Source organism: Flavobacterium sp. CHNK8 (assembly GCF_019774515.1).
Classification (GTDB): Bacteria; Bacteroidota; Bacteroidia; order Flavobacteriales; family Flavobacteriaceae; genus Flavobacterium; species Flavobacterium tiangeerense.
The window spans coordinates 103,390-121,074 of record NZ_CP081492.1; the positions used below are offsets into that span (position 1 = coordinate 103,390).

At 33.5% G+C, this 17,685-nt stretch carries 15 protein-coding genes and 1 pseudogene; 7 read left to right on the forward strand and 9 right to left on the reverse strand.

All coding sequences use genetic code 11. The features are described 5' to 3' along the window. Positions 1 to 176: 176 nt before the first annotated feature. From mnmG to K5V07_RS00485, 4 genes are all read left to right on the forward strand, one after another. Positions 177 to 2,048 carry a tRNA uridine-5-carboxymethylaminomethyl(34) synthesis enzyme MnmG gene (gene mnmG / locus K5V07_RS00470; protein WP_221915930.1) on the forward strand — a complete coding sequence of 624 codons (1,872 nt, stop codon included), beginning with the start codon at positions 177 to 179 and terminating at the stop codon, positions 2,046 to 2,048. Positions 2,049 to 2,266: 218 nt separating this feature from the next. Beyond that, positions 2,267 to 3,127 (forward strand): bifunctional 2-polyprenyl-6-hydroxyphenol methylase/3-demethylubiquinol 3-O-methyltransferase UbiG, encoded by an 861-nt coding sequence (locus K5V07_RS00475; RefSeq protein WP_221915931.1) that lies wholly within the window; start codon positions 2,267 to 2,269, stop codon positions 3,125 to 3,127. Between the two features lie 276 nt (positions 3,128 to 3,403). Beyond that, on the forward strand, positions 3,404 to 3,973 hold the full coding sequence (locus K5V07_RS00480) for an OmpH family outer membrane protein (protein ID WP_221915932.1): 570 nt from the start codon (positions 3,404 to 3,406) through the stop codon (positions 3,971 to 3,973). A 361-nt stretch (positions 3,974 to 4,334) separates the two neighbouring features. Continuing rightward, positions 4,335 to 6,602 (forward strand): helix-turn-helix domain-containing protein, encoded by a 2,268-nt coding sequence (locus K5V07_RS00485; protein ID WP_221915933.1) that lies wholly within the window; start codon positions 4,335 to 4,337, stop codon positions 6,600 to 6,602. A gap of 255 nt (positions 6,603 to 6,857) precedes the next feature. Here K5V07_RS00485 and K5V07_RS00490 read toward each other — a convergent pair whose 3' ends face one another. Continuing rightward, positions 6,858 to 7,805: an SPOR domain-containing protein gene (locus K5V07_RS00490; protein ID WP_182650472.1), complete on the reverse strand. Its 948-nt coding sequence runs from the start codon at positions 7,803 to 7,805 to the stop codon at positions 6,858 to 6,860. A 102-nt stretch (positions 7,806 to 7,907) separates the two neighbouring features. On the opposite strand from K5V07_RS00490, the gene dprA reads away from it, so the two are divergent. After that, positions 7,908 to 9,008 carry a DNA-processing protein DprA gene (dprA, locus tag K5V07_RS00495; protein WP_221915934.1) on the forward strand — a complete coding sequence of 367 codons (1,101 nt, stop codon included), beginning with the start codon at positions 7,908 to 7,910 and terminating at the stop codon, positions 9,006 to 9,008. A 366-nt stretch (positions 9,009 to 9,374) separates the two neighbouring features. On the opposite strand, the gene K5V07_RS00500 is transcribed toward dprA, so the two are convergent. The 4 genes from K5V07_RS00500 to K5V07_RS00515 all read right to left on the reverse strand — a co-directional run bounded on the left by K5V07_RS00500 (position 9,375) and on the right by K5V07_RS00515 (position 13,342). Next, positions 9,375 to 11,093 carry a T9SS type A sorting domain-containing protein gene (locus K5V07_RS00500; protein WP_221915935.1) on the reverse strand — a complete coding sequence of 573 codons (1,719 nt, stop codon included), beginning with the start codon at positions 11,091 to 11,093 and terminating at the stop codon, positions 9,375 to 9,377. A gap of 551 nt (positions 11,094 to 11,644) precedes the next feature. Next, entirely contained in the window at positions 11,645 to 12,115 is a 471-nt protein-coding gene (locus tag K5V07_RS00505) for a hypothetical protein (protein ID WP_221915936.1), read from the reverse strand. Positions 12,116 to 12,120: 5 nt separating this feature from the next. Next, the gene (locus tag K5V07_RS00510) at positions 12,121 to 12,816 is read right to left on the reverse strand and encodes a nucleic acid/nucleotide deaminase domain-containing protein (protein WP_221915937.1); all 696 of its coding nucleotides are present in this window, start codon (positions 12,814 to 12,816) and stop codon (positions 12,121 to 12,123) included. A 4-nt stretch (positions 12,817 to 12,820) separates the two neighbouring features. Continuing rightward, positions 12,821 to 13,342 carry a hypothetical protein gene (locus tag K5V07_RS00515; protein ID WP_221915938.1) on the reverse strand — a complete coding sequence of 174 codons (522 nt, stop codon included), beginning with the start codon at positions 13,340 to 13,342 and terminating at the stop codon, positions 12,821 to 12,823. Between the two features lie 505 nt (positions 13,343 to 13,847). On the opposite strand from K5V07_RS00515, the gene K5V07_RS00520 reads away from it, so the two are divergent. Beyond that, on the forward strand, positions 13,848 to 14,402 hold the full coding sequence (locus tag K5V07_RS00520) for a transposase (protein ID WP_182651143.1): 555 nt from the start codon (positions 13,848 to 13,850) through the stop codon (positions 14,400 to 14,402). 575 nt (positions 14,403 to 14,977) lie between these two features. On the opposite strand, the gene K5V07_RS00525 is transcribed toward K5V07_RS00520, so the two are convergent. Further along, positions 14,978 to 15,409 (reverse strand): SMI1/KNR4 family protein, encoded by a 432-nt coding sequence (locus K5V07_RS00525; RefSeq protein WP_221915939.1) that lies wholly within the window; start codon positions 15,407 to 15,409, stop codon positions 14,978 to 14,980. Between the two features lie 2 nt (positions 15,410 to 15,411). Continuing rightward, positions 15,412 to 15,912 carry an HNH endonuclease gene (locus tag K5V07_RS00530; RefSeq protein ID WP_221915940.1) on the reverse strand — a complete coding sequence of 167 codons (501 nt, stop codon included), beginning with the start codon at positions 15,910 to 15,912 and terminating at the stop codon, positions 15,412 to 15,414. Positions 15,913 to 16,195: 283 nt separating this feature from the next. Between K5V07_RS00530 and K5V07_RS00535 the strand changes: the two are divergent. After that, positions 16,196 to 16,781, forward strand: a pseudogene (locus tag K5V07_RS00535) (transposase). A 112-nt stretch (positions 16,782 to 16,893) separates the two neighbouring features. Here K5V07_RS00535 and K5V07_RS00540 read toward each other — a convergent pair. Both K5V07_RS00540 and K5V07_RS00545 read right to left on the reverse strand, forming a co-directional pair. Beyond that, on the reverse strand, positions 16,894 to 17,349 hold the full coding sequence (locus K5V07_RS00540; RefSeq protein WP_221915941.1) for a hypothetical protein: 456 nt from the start codon (positions 17,347 to 17,349) through the stop codon (positions 16,894 to 16,896). 5 nt (positions 17,350 to 17,354) lie between these two features. After that, positions 17,355 to 17,522, reverse strand: a complete 168-nt coding sequence (locus tag K5V07_RS00545) for a hypothetical protein (protein ID WP_221915942.1) — start codon at positions 17,520 to 17,522, stop codon at positions 17,355 to 17,357. Positions 17,523 to 17,685: the final 163 nt, after the last annotated feature.

The following is a 17,685-nucleotide window of genomic DNA, read 5'->3' on the forward strand; positions in this document are numbered from 1 at the left end:
ATATCGTTCCACGTGGAACATAACTCTTTTTTTTTGGTTTTTTGTTGAACCGAAAAAATTAAAGTTTTAAATTAGTTCCACGTGGAACGCAAATTTAACGAAGGGCATATTTAGTTCCACGTGGAACACACACTGAATTTTTTAATTCAATCCGTAAGGATTAAACTTTTATAAAAATGTTTTATCAAGAATATGATGTTATTGTAGTTGGGGCGGGTCATGCTGGTTCTGAGGCTGCCGCTGCCGCTGCTAATTTGGGATCGAAGACGCTTTTGGTTACCATGAGTTTGCAAAACATTGCGCAAATGTCGTGCAATCCTGCAATGGGGGGTATAGCAAAAGGACAAATTGTTCGAGAGATTGATGCTCTTGGCGGTTATTCTGGAATTGTTTCAGACAAGACGGCAATTCAGTTTAAGATGCTCAATAAATCAAAAGGACCTGCTATGTGGTCTCCAAGAGTTCAAAGTGATCGAATGCGTTTTGCTGAGGAATGGAGGTTGATGCTTGAAGGAACACCTAATCTTGATTTTTACCAAGAAATGGTTAGTGGGTTGATTATCGAGAATGGAGTAGTCAAAGGAATCAAAACTTCATTGGGCTTGGAGATTCGTTCAAAATCTGTGGTGCTTACAAATGGTACTTTTTTGAATGGATTGATTCATATTGGTGATAAGCAATTTGGTGGAGGTCGTGCAGGGGAGAGTGCTTCTTATGGAATTACTGAAGATCTCGTTGCGGTTGGTTTTGAATCTGGCCGAATGAAAACAGGAACGCCACCGCGTGTTGATGGACGATCACTTGATTATTCTAAAATGAATGAAGAGAAAGGTGATGCAAAGCCGGATAAGTTTTCTTATTCTGATTTCACAAAACCTTTGACTTTCCAAAAATCATGTCACATGACATACACTTCTCTTGAAGTTCATGATATTCTTAGAGAAGGTTTCGATCGTTCACCCATGTTTAATGGTCGTATCAAAAGTTTAGGCCCGAGGTATTGTCCGTCTATTGAAGATAAAATTAATCGTTTTGCAGACAAGGAAAGACATCAACTTTTTGTGGAGCCTGAAGGTTGGAATACCTGTGAAGTGTATGTAAATGGTTTTTCTACTTCATTACCCGAGGATATTCAATTTAAAGCGTTGCGTTCTGTTGTAGGTTTTGAAAACGTTAAATTTTTTAGACCGGGTTATGCCATAGAGTATGATTATTTTCCGCCAACGCAATTGAAGCATACTCTTGAAACGAAATTGGTGTCAGGTTTGTTTTTTGCTGGTCAAATAAACGGAACTACAGGATATGAAGAAGCAGCTGCTCAAGGATTGATGGCAGGAATAAATGCACATTTAAAGATTAACGAAAAAGCGCCTTTGATTTTAAAAAGAGACGAAGCTTATATTGGGGTTTTAATAGATGACTTGATTACTAAAGGAACGGAGGAGCCATATAGAATGTTTACCTCGCGTGCAGAGTACAGAACTCTATTGCGTCAGGACAACGCGGATTTTAGATTAACTCCAATGTCGTATGAAATTGGTCTTGCCTCTGAAGCTCGTTTGCGGAGAATGGAACATAAATTAAAAGAGTCTGAAAAGATGGTTGCTTTTTTTAAAGAGACTAGTATTTCTGTTTCTGAAGCCAATCCTATTTTGGAGTCAAAAAATACTGCATTGATTACGCAAGGGGATAAAATGTTTAAAGTTTTCTCTAGACCACAAATTGATTTAGAAGATATTTTAAAATTCGAAAAAGTTACTGCTTATATTGATGAGCACGATTTAGATCAAGAAATCTTGGAACAAGCAGAAATTCAAGTAAAGTATTCTGGTTATATTGAAAAGGAGCGAAATAATGCTGATAAGTTGTTGCGACTAGAAGATGTTAAGATTCCAGAGAATTTTGATTATGAAAAAATCAAGTCTATGTCTATTGAAGCTAAACAGAAATTATCCAAAATCAGACCGGTTACAATTTCACAAGCCTCAAGAATAAGTGGTGTATCTCCAAGTGATATTTCTGTATTGTTGATTTATATGGGGCGTTAAGTATGTTTTCAGTATTTAGTATACAGTTTTTAGTTATTCGTTGATTTTTAATTATACTGTTATTGATTACTGAGTGCTAAAATTGTTCCACGTGAAACTACGGCGTGAAGTCTTGCTGTTATTGAGAATTTAGAATAATACATAATTTTAACCCTGAAAGCTTTTATAAATGCTTTCAGGGTTTAGTTTAAAAACAAAACATAAAGAAGATTTAATTAATGGATATTTCAAACAAAAAGCATTTTTTAACCGTTAAAGATTATTCCGTTTCAAAAGAAACTTTTCAGTTGTATCATGACGAAGATTTGGACATGTTGATAACAACTCCGCAACCAAGTTTAGAAAATTTAGGAAAGTATTACGAAAGCGTAGATTATATTTCACATACTGATAGTAAGCGTTCGTTGTTTGAAAAAGCATATCACTTTGTAAAAAACATTGCATTAAAAAATAAGTTAGATTTGATTAATTCCTTTCAACCAAATAAAGGAAGCATTTTGGATATTGGAGCAGGAACAGGAGATTTTTTATCTGTGGCAAAACAAAACGGTTGGCAAACCATAGGAGTAGAGCCAAGTGAAAAAGCTAAAACCATTGCAAAAAATAAAGGTGTTTCTTTTGTTGAAAAAACAGCAGTATTAGAAAATAATTCTTTTGATGTAATTACCATGTGGCATGTGCTAGAACATGTTCCTAATTTAGAGGAGCAAATTTTAGAACTGAAACGATTGCTTAAGCCAAATGGAACTTTAATTGTAGCCGTTCCAAATTTTAAATCTTTCGATGCAAAACAGTACGGAACTTTTTGGGCAGCTTATGATGTGCCTATTCATTTTTGGCATTTTTCGAAAACAGCTATAAAAATGCTTTTCGAAAAACAAGGAATGAAATTAGTAAAAGTACTTCCAATGAAATTTGATGCCTTTTATGTAAGCTTGCTATCTGAAAAATACAAAACTGGGAAAATGAATTATTTTTCGGCAATTTATACAGGACTCAAATCAAATTGGTACGGAAAGAAAAATTTAGAGTACTCATCGCACATTTATGTGCTTAAAAACGATCAAAAATCAATTTAAGCGCTTTTAAGGCGCTATTTTGAGTTTAAACACTCTAAATATCGCTTTTTTTTAATTTTTAATTTAAAATCAATTGTGAGCTTTGTTTTTAATAGGCTGAAATTATTTTTTTAATGAGTGGCATAAGTAAATACTATAGCGATTAAAATGACTAATTTTTTAAGTTTTTGTCAATGCTGTCTATTTTTTTATATTTTTGTCACAGTTACTAAAAATTGATTTTCAATCACAACAAAATTTAATAATTACCAATCTCAAATAATAAATAAAATTACTATGAATAAAAAAGCGTTAGTACTTGTTGCTTTAACAATTGCACTTGTATCCTGTAACAAACCAGCAGAAGCGACTAAGGAAGTAAAAACTGCTTATGTAGATACGTCTGAATTAATGAAACAATATACCGAAGCTAAAGATCTTGAAGCTAAATACAAATCTAAAGCAGAGGAAAAGGGAAGACAATTAGAAGCCGAAATCAATAGATTTAAACAAGAAGCAGCAGGTTTTCAGTCACAAGCTCAAGCCAACGGACAAGAATGGGCTCAGAAAAAAGGTGCTGAATTGCAAAAAAGAGAACAACAATTAGGTTATGCGCAACAAGCTTTAGCACAAGAATTACAAGCAGAAAGTGGTAAAGAAATGGATTCACTAGTAAGCGGTGTAAAGAAATTTATAAAATCTTACGGTAAAGAAAAAGGTTACGCTTACATATATGGAACAGGTGATGCTGCCTCTATCTTATATGCCGAAGATAAATTTGATATAACAAAAGATATCATTAAAGCATTGAATGACAAATACAAAGCTCCTGCAAAAACAGAAGAAAAAGCAGATCCTAAAAAATAATTAGTATCTAAATTCAAAATATTGCCTTCATCTATTATTAGATTGAAGGCTTTTTTTTGCTTATTTTTTTATAGGTATCCATCGTTTTTTTATTTGTGAAAAGATTATAATTGTTGTAATTAAAATTTTAATTCTATGTATTTCATTGTTTTAACATACAACCTATTAAATTTTGTGGACTTAATTATCTAATGTAATCATTCATTCCACACAATTCTTTTAGTTTATTTATGAATGCTATTTATCGGCCTAATAGTACATTGATTAAACTCAAAATTTGCTTCAAATACGCATTTAGAATTCTAGGCCTATTTTTAATTGAATTTTCGTTTACTATATTTGCTTTTTATATACACGCCTAATGCAAACCATCTCTGAAGCAGCAGCTTACACCCTTCGTTTTATCAATCAAACGCACCGTTCTATTTTTCTAACAGGAAAAGCGGGCACGGGAAAAACCACTTTACTTAAAGAAATCATTGCTACCACGCATAAAAATACAGTAGTGGTTGCCCCTACAGGGATTGCTGCCTTAAATGCTGGAGGGGTTACTATTCACTCCATGTTTCAATTGCCTTTTGGAGGTTTTATTCCTGACAATTCGGCGCCACAATTTTCTGCTAGTACCAAGTTTGAAACCAAAGCGACTTTGCGGAGGCATTTTAAAATGAGTGGTTTAAAAAAATCGGTCATTCGTAATATGGAGCTTTTGATTATTGATGAAGTAAGTATGTTACGTGCTGATTTACTGGATGCTATGGATTTTATGATGCAAACCGTACGAAAGAAAAGTCTTCCTTTTGGTGGGGTTCAAGTATTATATATTGGTGATTTACTGCAATTGCCACCGGTGATTCGAGATGAGGAGTGGAGTACTTTAAAAAATTATTACCGCGGTAAGTTTTTCTTTCATTCGCATGTCATTCAGCAACATCCGCCTTTGTACATTGAACTATCCAAAATTTTCCGTCAAACCGATGATGCCTTTATTTCAGTACTTAATAATTTGCGTAACAATCAAATTACGCAACAGGATTTACAAACATTAAATCAATACGTAAAACCTGATTTTGATTTAAAAGCCAATAAAGGCTATATTACCTTGACGACTCACAATCATAAAGCAGACGCTATGAATGCGCATGCGCTAACTGATTTGAAAGGAGAGTTGATAACCTATAAGCCCGAGATTACCGGTGACTTTCCGGATAAAATTTTCCCCGTGGAACATGATTTAAAATTAAAAGTGGGTGCCCAGATTATGTTTGTAAAAAATGATTTGTCGTTTGATAAACATTATTTTAACGGGAAGATGGGTGTAATAAAATCACTTGCAAGTCAAGAAATTTTGGTTCATTTTACTGAAGAAAATAAAACGATTGAAGTTGAAAAATACGAATGGCAAAACATTAGGTATAGAGTAGATCCCGCTACTAAAGAGATTGAAGAGGAAGTTTTAGGGACTTTTGTACATTATCCTATCAAATTAGCGTGGGCTATTACGGTGCATAAAAGTCAAGGTTTAACTTTTGACAAAGCAGCGCTTGATGTATCGCAAGTTTTTTTGCCTGGACAAGCATACGTAGCATTATCGCGTTTACGTACGTTAAACGGCCTTGTTTTGCTTTCTGCGTTGCGAATGAATGGCATTTCGAATGATCAAGACGTTATGGATTATGCCAATAACAAAGCAAGCGAGGATTTTTTGGCTAATGCATTGCATTTTGAAACTAAAAATTTTATTCATCAATATTTGGTTCAATCTTTTGATTGGAATGATGTGGCGCAAGAATGGCGCAATCACCGCTTTAGCTACAACGAGGATGCTCAAAATTCTGAGAAATCAAAACATGCGGTTTGGGCGAAAAACCAAGCTAATGCCATGGATGAATTGCTAGAGCCTTCGCAAAAATTTATTAAACAATTACACCTGCTTTTTAGTCAAGAAACGGCTGATTTAAATCACATTGCGGGTCGCGTTCAAGCTGCATATGCTTATTTTTTCAAATCTTTGGATGATCTTGTTTTTGAGATTCTATGGAAAATTGAAGAAGTAAAGCGCAGTAAGAAAGCCAAAACTTTTTTTGATGAATTAACTATATTGGAGGAAATGCAAACCAAAACGGTATTGCGTTTGATGAAAGCCAAATTGTTGATTGAAACCGTGGTGTCTGGCGAAACCATCTCGAAAGAAAAACTAACTTCTTCGGAAATCAAAACATATATCATTCGAAAAACCGAAGCGATCCAAAAGCAGTTTAAAGAATTGAATGTTACGCTCATCGAAGACGAAAAAGATTTGGAACGTTACACATCCAAAAAGGGTAAAACGACTGTTCCTAAAAAAACAACCGTGCAAGAAACCTACGAGTTGTGGGTAGAGAAAAAGTCGATTGAAGATATTGCTGCTATTCGTGTTTTGACCAAGCAAACCATTTACGGACATTTTGTAAAACTGATACAAACCAAAGCTGTTGCTATAAATGAGGTACTACCCGAAGATAAACTTCAGGAATTAGCTATTGCTTTTGCAGGTTATAAAGAAGAATCACTTAATGCATTGATGGAGCAACACGGCACCAAATTTTCTTGGGATGAAGCGCGCATGTTTAAAGCGAGTTTGAATTAAGTTTTTTATGTAAAGGAATAGTTTTAAGCCCCTTTGATTCTGAATTAATATCTTTATAAAGAACGTTTATAAGGAGCCTAAAGCAAGTAAATACGCCTTCAGGCAACCATAACATAGCCCAGATAGAAGTGAAAATCCTTATGCGCTAGCTTTTAGCGCAAAAGATTGTAACGAATAGCTGGTAATAGCTCCAAAAAAAAATCCTCAAACAACTTTCGCTATTTGAGGATTTTAGTTAGTATTTATAAATTCGGTTTACAAGGATTGAATTAAAATCCAAGCATCAGGATTGTGCGTGTCGTTGATTTCTTTTTTTGCTTTTTCTGCTTCTGCAAATGTGGCATAACTTCCGTATAAAACAGGGTAGTATCCGTTTTTGTTAGGTGCTATACGTCTAGCAGGAAACCCTAATTTTTTAAGATTTTTTAAACTTGCATCAGCATTATGTTGATCTCTATACACTCCAGCCATAATGTGGTAAGGAAGGGTAGCTTTTTCTGAAGATTTTACAGTTAAAGTAACCGCTGGTATAGGATTTTCAATAATAAAAGTAGCTTCTTGAATCTTATTTTGAACTTGTTTTTGTACCGCTGTTTTAACCAATAAGGTTTGCGATGCAACTTGGTTTTCATACACAGGGTAACCCACACTGCCTACAAGTCCTAGACCTAATACAAATACAGCTGCATATTTTAAGTATGGAGAAATTCTTCTAGGTTCAGTAGGGATAAAAGTTACTGTTGGTGTGTTGTCTTCAGTACTCAACACGTGTTCTTCAACTAGCCTTTTTACTTGTGGTGAAACAAATGGAGCTAAACCAAAAGAACTGGTCAAGTAATTGGTTTGGTCAAATGGGGTGAAAACTATATTATTTTCATCATTCAAACGCAAGTCACCGATATTATTAAGGGTCAAATACTTATTTTCTTCTAATGATTTTTTCCATTTGAATACTTCATATTGTATAGCGCCCACGGCATAATCATAAGATTTTTTCTCTGCTAACGCAATGTGATTGGCCAGTAAGCCATCATTATTTTTTAAATTGGCATTAAAAGCAATTTTCTTTGTAGGCGGAGAAAAAGAATGAGAACCTTGCTCAAGTTTCGCAGATTGGATTTCAGTCAAAAATGCCCCAAGACCGGGTACAGTTACACATTGGTAACGGTATAAAAGCTGAGCGATGTAAATTTCGATTTTCATAATAGCAAAGTTATACAATGAAAATAGTTATCACAATTTTATTCACAATTTTTATTAACAATTTCCATAAAAATTTATACATTTCACCTTCAAATATTTAGCATGAACGAACAAGATTTATTTTATATTTTAGCTTTGCAACGTGTAGAGGGAGTAGGGGACATTATGGCCAAAAAATTACTATCACATTGTGGTTCTGCCGAAGAAGTGTTTAAAACCAAAACTTCTCAACTTGCTGCCATTGATGGTGTTGGGGCAATGCTTTTAAAAAACATCAAAGATAAATCAATTTTTGAAAAGGCAAATCAAGAATTAGCATTCCTAAAAGCTAATGCTATTAAGACAACCAGTTTTTTAGATCAAGATTATCCGGAACGACTCAAACATTGCTTTGACGGACCCTTATTATTGTTTCAATCTGGAAATATAGACTTAAAAAATAAAAAAATAATAAGCATAGTGGGTACCCGACAAATCACAGCATACGGTATTGAATTTTGCAGAAAATTTATCTCAGATTTGGCTCCACTTAATCCAATAATTGTGAGTGGTTTTGCTTACGGAGTTGATATCGTGGCCCATCAACTGGCTATAGAATTTCAGTTGCAAACGATAGGAGTTGTAGCCCATGGATTGAACCAAATTTATCCTAAAACTCATAAAAAATATGTTGCTGCAGTTGAGCAAAACGGAGGTTTTATGACCGAATTTTGGAGTACTACCAACCCAGACAAAGAAAACTTTGTGCGCAGAAACCGCATTGTTGCAGGCATGTCTGAGGCAACCATCGTTATTGAATCAGCAGATAGAGGTGGCTCTTTGATTACGGCCAATATGGCCAATGATTACAACCGTGACGTATTTGCGGTTCCCGGCCGTGTTACCGATAAATACAGTCAAGGTTGCAACAACCTCATTAAAACCCAAAAAGCAAATGTGCTTACTAGTGCTGCTGATTTGGTGTATATCTTAAATTGGGACATTCAGCAGGATTCTAAACCCGTACAAAAGCAATTGTTCGTAACGCTTGATGAGGATGAACAAAAAGTATACGATTACCTCCTAAAAACAGGAAAAGAATTGATGGATATTATTGCACTACATTGTAATTTTCCTATTTATAAAATATCAGGAATGCTCTTAAATATGGAGCTAAAAGGCGTTATAAGGCCATTACCTGGCAAATTATTTGAAGCAATATAAAATCCTGATAATCGATTGTTTTTATTGAAACAGCACCTTAAAAATGTGGTGAGATGCCTTAAGCTTATTCCCAAAGCACGTCCGTCACAAGTATGCGTGTGTTTTTCTAGGAGCAGCATATTTGTTGCCCAGCATAAGAGTTGTCCCGCTGTACGCTACAATCTTTATTAAGATCCGGGTAAAAAACCGGCTCTCAACAAAGGATTTCCACTTCCATCGGGGCTAGTGTAGAACGTTTTGTTAAGACAACAGGTTTTTAAAATCTGTTAGTGCTAGATACTTATACAGTTCTAGGTTTTTAAAAACAAAAGACGCTATTTCAATTAAGAAATAGCGTCTTTTAAAATTAATAAAAACTTTAATCAATTAATTAACAATCACCTTTTTAACAGTTGTAGCCGTATCGCTTGTAAGGTAAATATAATAAATACCAGCTGGTAATTGTTCTAAATTTGTAGTAGAACGATTTCCAGTACTTGTGAAGGGAACCTTCATGAGCTTACCTAATGCATTATAAACAGCTATTTTATCGATAGCAACATTATCAAAGTACAATTCTCCTTTCGTAGGGTTAGGATACATATTTAGTTTTTCAAATACAATATCTGATGTAGATAAATTGCCACAAGACTCTGCGAAGGAGGCAGCAGCATCTTTAGCAGATGACCAATTGGCATCAGCATACGTTTTACTATCGACTTGAATACAAGTTAAATTAGGATTTAAGTTGAGCAGAATTTTAGAACCTGTTATCAAAGGGTTATTTGCATTTTTTAAATTTAAACTTTCAAGTAAATTGTTATGACAAAATAAGCTAGTAAGAACTGTGTTTTGAGAAACATCTAATGTTTTTAATTTATTAGCATGACAATAAAGTAATTGTATTAATTTATTGTTAGTAACATCGAGACTCGGGAGTTGATTAAAAGAACATACTAAAGTTAGCAAATTTGGATTTTTTGTCACATCAATGCTTGTTAATTTATTTTGTGGACATCGCAGTGTTTTTAAAGTGCTTGAAACAGGTAAAATCAAATTTGTTATACTGTTTGCAGTACAATCTACCAATGTTAACTCATTATTTTGAGATAAATCTAAAGACGTTAATGGGCATGCAATTAGTTCTAATTGTTGTAAAGATTTGTTGTTTGATAGATTTAAAGCGGTCAATTCGCTATTCATGCTGCAATCTAGAGTTACAATTTTTTTACAATTTGATATGTCCAGATTCTTTAAATTATTATATCTAAGATACAAGGTTATCAAGTTGCTTTGATTTGATAAATTTATACTTTGAATATTGTTATTAGAACAAGATATCATAGAAAGTGCAGGATTTTTGGATAAATCAAGAACTTGTATTTGATTTGAAAAACATGTTAAACTATTTAAAGCCACAAAATCTTGAATTCCAGTTAGATCAGCAATTGCGCTAGAAGAAACACTTAATGATGTTACTGATGCTATATTTGAAGTCAATACTTTACCATCAGGAGTTCCAGAGTCGTGTCCTAAAGCAATTAATTTTTTCTCAAAATTAAGGTCTGGGATCAGGGTATATTGTGGTCCTAAAGTTGCCACATCTATCACAGATACATTGTCTACTAAGATTTCTGAGTTCAGCGTACCGGTTGTCCAAATGTCTACTTCAATAGATTCGCTTACGGTTGGGGTGTAGTCAAATTCTATTTTTCTCCATTCGGTGCTTGAAGTTATGGCATCGGTTTTTTTGGTAATTTCTGTTTTAAAAGTACCTGGTTTGTGATACAAACTTAAGTCAATGGCCGAGAAAGTTCCCGTAACGAGTTTGTGATACATCGTAATGCGATACGTTTTACCAGCTATAACCGGAAAAAATTCACTGTTGATGTAATTAAAAGTACCACTTGTAATTTGCATTTTGGTACTAGAGCTTCCATTTTGAGCCGAAGGACTCTGGAATACTAATCCGTTAAAGAATCTAAACCAATTATTTGGTTGTGAGGAGGATGTCCAGTTTTCAAAGTTTCCATTGGGCACCAAATTAGTTTGGGCTTGCAAGGTAATTGTCAAAAACATAAACATCAAAAGTAATTTTGTTTTCATAAAATATACATTGTTGATTTTTACTACAATAGTATGATATTTTTTTAAAACTTTTTGAACTTTTTATCAAATACTAAATTATGGTCGATTTATAAGCGATTCTCTCTTCAATTTTCAAGAGCAGTTATATTTCTAGCTTTATAAATGTGCGATGTAAACACATTCTGCTTTGTTTGTCTGCGCTTATTCTCAGTTGGGAATAGCTCATATATTTATTTTACACCTAACAGGTTTTTAAAACCTGTTTGGTCTAAGTCTTTATATAATTATAGGAAATTATTTTTTGTGTTACCGTCTTTGCATTATGGAATTGGAGTAGGCACGAAGTCAGAGACATTGGCATAACAGGCTGTTGGCAATCGTTGCAAACGATCGCCAGCAGGAAATTTCAAAACAAAAAAGCAACAATTTTACTTGTTGCTTTTTGTTTTTACTTGTATTATTTGACTTTGATTGTGGGCACGGAATACAATTCCGCGCTATCTTACGTAGAGACATATCCGCGCGATCGGGAGAATACTTCGAGCAGCTGAGAGAAAAGAAATTTCATTTTAGATAACCCCTAATTTCATTTCTTCAATAAGATTTTGCCAGAATCCAATTAACACAGACTTACTATCAATTTTAGTGAGTAATCTTTCTAAAAGGTTTGCATATCGTTGATGGAAAATATGATATTCCCCTAATTCCTTTTGCTCAATTAAGTCATCCAAATAAAAATCCAAAACATTCAAACTTTTTTCAAGTAATTCAATATTAGAATTTATAAAAACCGAAGAGCTTTTTTCATAATTCCACTTATGGTTTACAGAATTATCTTTTAAATTGATATATAAATAATTTTTTGTTGATTCATTTTTAGTATAGCCTAAAATCAAATCATTTCCAAGAATTATTGGTTTAGTCAATAAATCATACCTGAGCATTATTATTTTTTCAGGTAACGTAATTTTTAAAATAGATTTTATCAAATCTTCTCCCAAAATATTTTTTTCGTCATCTCCAATTAAAAATTTGTGCATATCTTTTATTTTAATAAGTTTTCTAGATCTAAAAATCTTTGATTAACAGAATTGACTCTGATAGTATTATCAACTCCGCCCGGATAGGAATAAGAAATAGTTGCTTGTTTATACTCAGTTTGTAATAATTGTTTACATTGCGATGCAAGCTCACAAGGCTCTAACTCACTATAAACTCTTTTTATATTTGTTTTTGGGATATTGTTTGTAACAAAGAATTCATACGCAATTCTTTCAGAGTGTATACCTTTTGATGGACCTGACTCAGCAGTAGAGAACGCCTTCTTAACTAAATTACCTGAATTGTCAAAATATTCAAACACTGCAACATTTCCTTTATGATTTGGAACAGCTAATGTTTTTCTGAAATTCACTGCAATTTGACTTAATTCTTCACTACCTAAAACAACCTTATTTAAGACCTTCCCCACCCCCTGCATAGCCTTCCATCTCATATAACCTCCAGCACTTTTTATGGCTTCAAGGTTTTTTGAGACTAGAGTGAGTTCATTTATATCGGTGCGAAGTGCAGTGGCTTCAACCTCTAAAATTTGCCAAGCATTAAATCCTGAAGCCTCGTTCACAATCTCTTTAAATTCTTTATTGCTTTTTGATAAATCTCCAGCCAATAAATTAAGCTGACACTGTGCAAAAGAAAATAGTGAATGTAAAACAAGAAAAATAGTTATTATTTTTTTCATTATGCTATAGTTTAATTTCTTGTTCTTCATCTTCATAATTTTTTAGATTTTTAAATGCCAATAGAAATCGTCTATCTGATAAACGAATATCATTCAATAAAACACTACCAAAATCAAAAGTATTATTTGAAATATCACCGTTTTCTAAATTGATTTTATAAACACTTCTTTGGTGAAGAATGACTAAATTATCTTCAAAAAAATAATTTCTTATAAAATCATTGTTTTGAGGCTCTATAGGAGATTTATACTCTTTGAATTCTTTTGTGTTTGTGTTGTATATTACGGGGTTATATTTAGGGATGTAAATATACTTCCCATTTTCCGATTCCATTTTAAAATTGTCTAGATTTACAAAAAGCCCTTCGAATTCACATTTTAATAATGAATTATTATTTTTATGGTTATCGATGTTGAAATCGAATTTCCAAAACATTCTACCATAATTAAGTTCTTCTAATTCTGTAGCAAGGATTTCTGTATTGCTATTTAGAGCTTTATAAGAGTGTTGACTATCTAATTTCATAAACATGGTTTTTTAATATTATTTTTTCTAAAGATTTGATATGATGTTACCATTTCGTCTAGTTTTCCTATCTTTTGGGCTTCTTTAAAATCTGAAAGGACCTTGGAAGAAGAATTTATATAATCTACTAAATCATCGGAAACATCAATTGGTAGTTTATTAAAAACTATTTGTAATTCGGTTATTACTCCTTTTCCTTCTACAACACATTTTCTCCATTTCCCCGATAGCGCGGATTTGCAATCCGTGCCCACAAAGCAAATCTACATGAAACGAAATAAACCCCAATCGCTGTGGTATACAAAAACATGTTATTAAAGAAAGACGGTTTTTAAAACCACACTAAACTTTATCGCGAACTGATAGCGCGGATTTGCAAGCCGTGCCCACAACGATGAGCCACAAACATAATCCGTAACCTCAAAACAAATCTACACGAAAACAAAAAAATACAAGCTATTTTTTTGTTTGTTTTGTAGCTTTTATTGTATTTTTAAATAAAAAAATGTCAACAAAATATAAAGCAACAACAACAGATCAGGCATATTTTATAACTATTACAACAGTAGGTTGGGTTGATATATTTACGCGACTCAACCAAAAGTACAATATTGTTAATGCTTTGCAATATTGTCAAGAGAAAAAAGGACTTGAGATTTATGCGTATTGCATTATGCACAGTCATATCCATTTAATGTGCAAAGCCACAAATGGTTTTATTCTATCTGATGTCATGCGTGATTTTAAAAAATTCACTTCCAAGAAAATTATTCAAACGATTAAAGAGGAACCAGAGAGTCGCAGGGAGTGGCTTTTGGCTTATTTTGAACAAGCCTGTGCGCATCTAAAGAGAGATCAAAGCTATAAAGTATGGCAAGACGGCTATCATGCTGAAATAATAGAAACCAATTGGTTCATAAAACAAAAAGTGAATTATATCCACAACAATCCTGTAAAAGAGAAAGTAGTTAGCTCACCAGAGGATTATTATTTTAGTTCTGCTAGAAATTATGCGGGCTTAGAAAATGAATTAGATGTTGTAATGTTGGACTTATTTTAGATTGTTGATGAACTTTGTGGGCACGGATTGCAAATCCGCGCTATCGTTTGCAGAGACATATCGCCAGCTGGAAAATTAAAAACAAAAAAGCAACAATTTTACTTGTTGCTTTTTTGTTTTTACTTGTATTATTTGACTTTGATTGTGGGCACGGAATACAATTCCGCGCTATCGTACGTAGAGACATATCCGCGCGATCGGGGACTTTTAAAAAACGCAAAGTCATGAGACTTTGCGGAGCGGGGGGGTTTATCAATATCAAGAATACTCGTCATATCCGAGCCATCGGGCTATCATACGTAGAGACATATCCGCGCGATCGGGGTTTTTAAGCACTTTTAAAAAAAAACGTAAAAGTCATGAGACTTTGCGGAGCGGGGCAAACGATCGCCAGCTGGAAATTTCAAAACAAAAAAGCAACAATTTTACTTGTTGCTTTTTTGTTTTTACTTGTATTATTTGACTTTGATTGTGGGCACGGAATACAATTCCGCGCTATCGTACGTAGAGACATATCCGCGCTATCGGGTCTAGCGATGCCACATATCTGCGCGTTCAGGTCTGGGTAAAATGCTCTATAAATCGTTAGCAGTTTCTTCCTGTAAGCCATTTATAAATTCTTCAAAGTTATTAGCTACTAATTCAAAAGCATCATTTTTTGCGACCCATTCCACTTCCATTTGATATAACAAAATTTTATCCATTGATTCTTTATCAAATGATATGCAAAATACCCAACCTCCATTATCAATAGCAAAAGGTAGTTTTTTACCCAAACCTTCTTCTTTGAATTCTTTAATAAAATCGTACATAATCCTGTAAGTTATAAATTGTGAAATTTCAAATAACTTTCCATCGTTATTTATAAACTTATTTTCCTTTACAGACAAATCAGCATACTCTGAAATAAAATCTTTAATGTTATCAGGTATTTTAATACCGGCTTCATTTTCAATTCTAATAAATTGATGTGGTAAAAACCTATCACTTAAAGTTAATTTTTTCATGTTTAATCACTTATTTTAGAATAATATTTTTCTAATTGGGCTACAGCGCCTGAATGTCTCATTCCTGCAGCATCATGGGCAGCTGTTTCAACTAATTGCATGGTACACCAGGCATCACCATTTGCGTCAACTACTAAATCATCCATATGATGCCAAGTGTACTTACTAGGTTTAGTAAAACTTGGAATATATTTTTTAATAATTTGATTTGCAGCACTATAATCTGCATTTCGATTCCCCCTGGTCATCTTTATTTTAATTCCACTTCCACTTCCTTTTTCTTTTTTAATTAAATTAATTACATCTTGACAATCAATATCTAAATATTTAGTTCCATCATAATTAGGAACTAGTCTATTTATGCTAGGATTAACTGGATAATTTAAATTGGCATCAGGATTATAAGCTCTGTTATATTTTTGCATGCAGTATTTTCCGTCTACATTTTTCTGAATTGTAATTAAATCATGAGTGACACCATCAGTTTCTAGTAATACAGACATCCCGATAGCGCGGATTTGCAATCCGTGCCCACAAAGCAAATCTACATGAAACGAAATAAACCCCAATCGCTGTGGTATACAAAAACATGTTATTAAAGAAAGACGGTTTTTAAAACCACACTAAACTTTATCGCGAACTGATAGCGCGGATTTGCAAGCCGTGCCCACAACGATGAGCCACAAACATAATCCGTAACCTCAAAACAAATCTACACGAAAACAAAAAAATACAAGCTATTTTTTTGTTTGTTTTGTAGCTTTTATTGTATTTTTAAATAAAAAAATGTCAACAAAATATAAAGCAACAACAACAGATCAGGCATATTTTATAACTATTACAACAGTAGGTTGGGTTGATATATTTACGCGACTCAACCAAAAGTACAATATTGTTAATGCTTTGCAATATTGTCAGGAGAAAAAAGGACTTGAGATTTATGCGTATTGCATTATGCACAGTCATATCCATTTAATGTGTAAAGCCACGAATGGTTTTATTTTATCTGATGTCATGCGTGATTTTAAAAAATTCACTTCCAAGAAAATTATTCAAACGATTAAAGAGGAACCAGAGAGTCGCAGGGAGTGGCTTTTGGCTTATTTTGAACAAGCCTGTGCGCATCTAAAGAGAGATCAAAGCTATAAAGTATGCTTCGCCAATTCGCACTTTCAGGCTCGGGTGGAAAGACGGCTATCACGCTGAAAGAATAGAAACCAATTGGTTCATAAAACAAAAAGTGAATAATATACACAACAATCCTGTAAAAGAGAAAGTAGTTAGCTCACCAGAGGATTATTATTTTAGTTCTGCTAGAAATTATGCGGGCTTAGACAATGATTTAAATGTTGTAATGTTGGACTTATTTTAAATTGTTGATGCACTGTGTGGGCACGGATTGCAAATCCGCGCTATCGTGTAATTCCGCGCTATCAATATCGAGAATGCTCGTCATACCCGAGCCATCGGGAGTTCAGGTTTCTTTATCTCAAATATTTTTCTTTTATCAGACTAACTTGATATTTAGTATATACTTGATTTGAAGCTATCCAATAATCCTCCATTTTTCTCAAAATCTTTGATATTTCTACTTCGGAATGATGTACTTTCATAGGGAAATCATATTCTTTCAAAGAATCAAACAAATTAAACTTACCTCGACTAAGTTGAGTGCTTTTGTTGTAGGAATAGCTTCCCCAAAAATTACTTAAACACTCTGAATATCTCTGAAGGTATTTTGGTAATTGTAACTCAGAAGTTATAAATTGATTTTGCATAAATAATTGTTCGACTTCTTCAATGTAAGTAATTGTAAGACTTTTAGCTAATGTCATTTTACGAAGATTTTGAACAGCAATATAAGCATTGATTAATAATTCTTCTATTTGCGCTTTTGTTTCTTGATTGGCATTACTAAGATTTAATATCAATTCTATCATAACTATTATTTTGTAAATTCTACAAGTACTAAATTACTTTCATCGGTTGTAACATTTGCTTTTGTAAATCCTTTCTTTTCTGCTTGTTTTCCAGTCCATGTTTCAAAAGCAGCTTGTTCAGATGTTTTATTGGCTAACTTGGCATCTTTAAATACTTTAAAGTTATCAGACATAATCCGTACCCAGCTGCTCGAAGTATTCTAAAAAAAAACGTTCTTAAAAACTGCGGGCTGCTGCGCGAATGTCTCTGACTTCGCGCCATTTTAAATTGTATTGTACCGCAGATTCGAAGATTAAATGTTACTATAATCTGCGAATCTGCGGTTATTTTAAAAA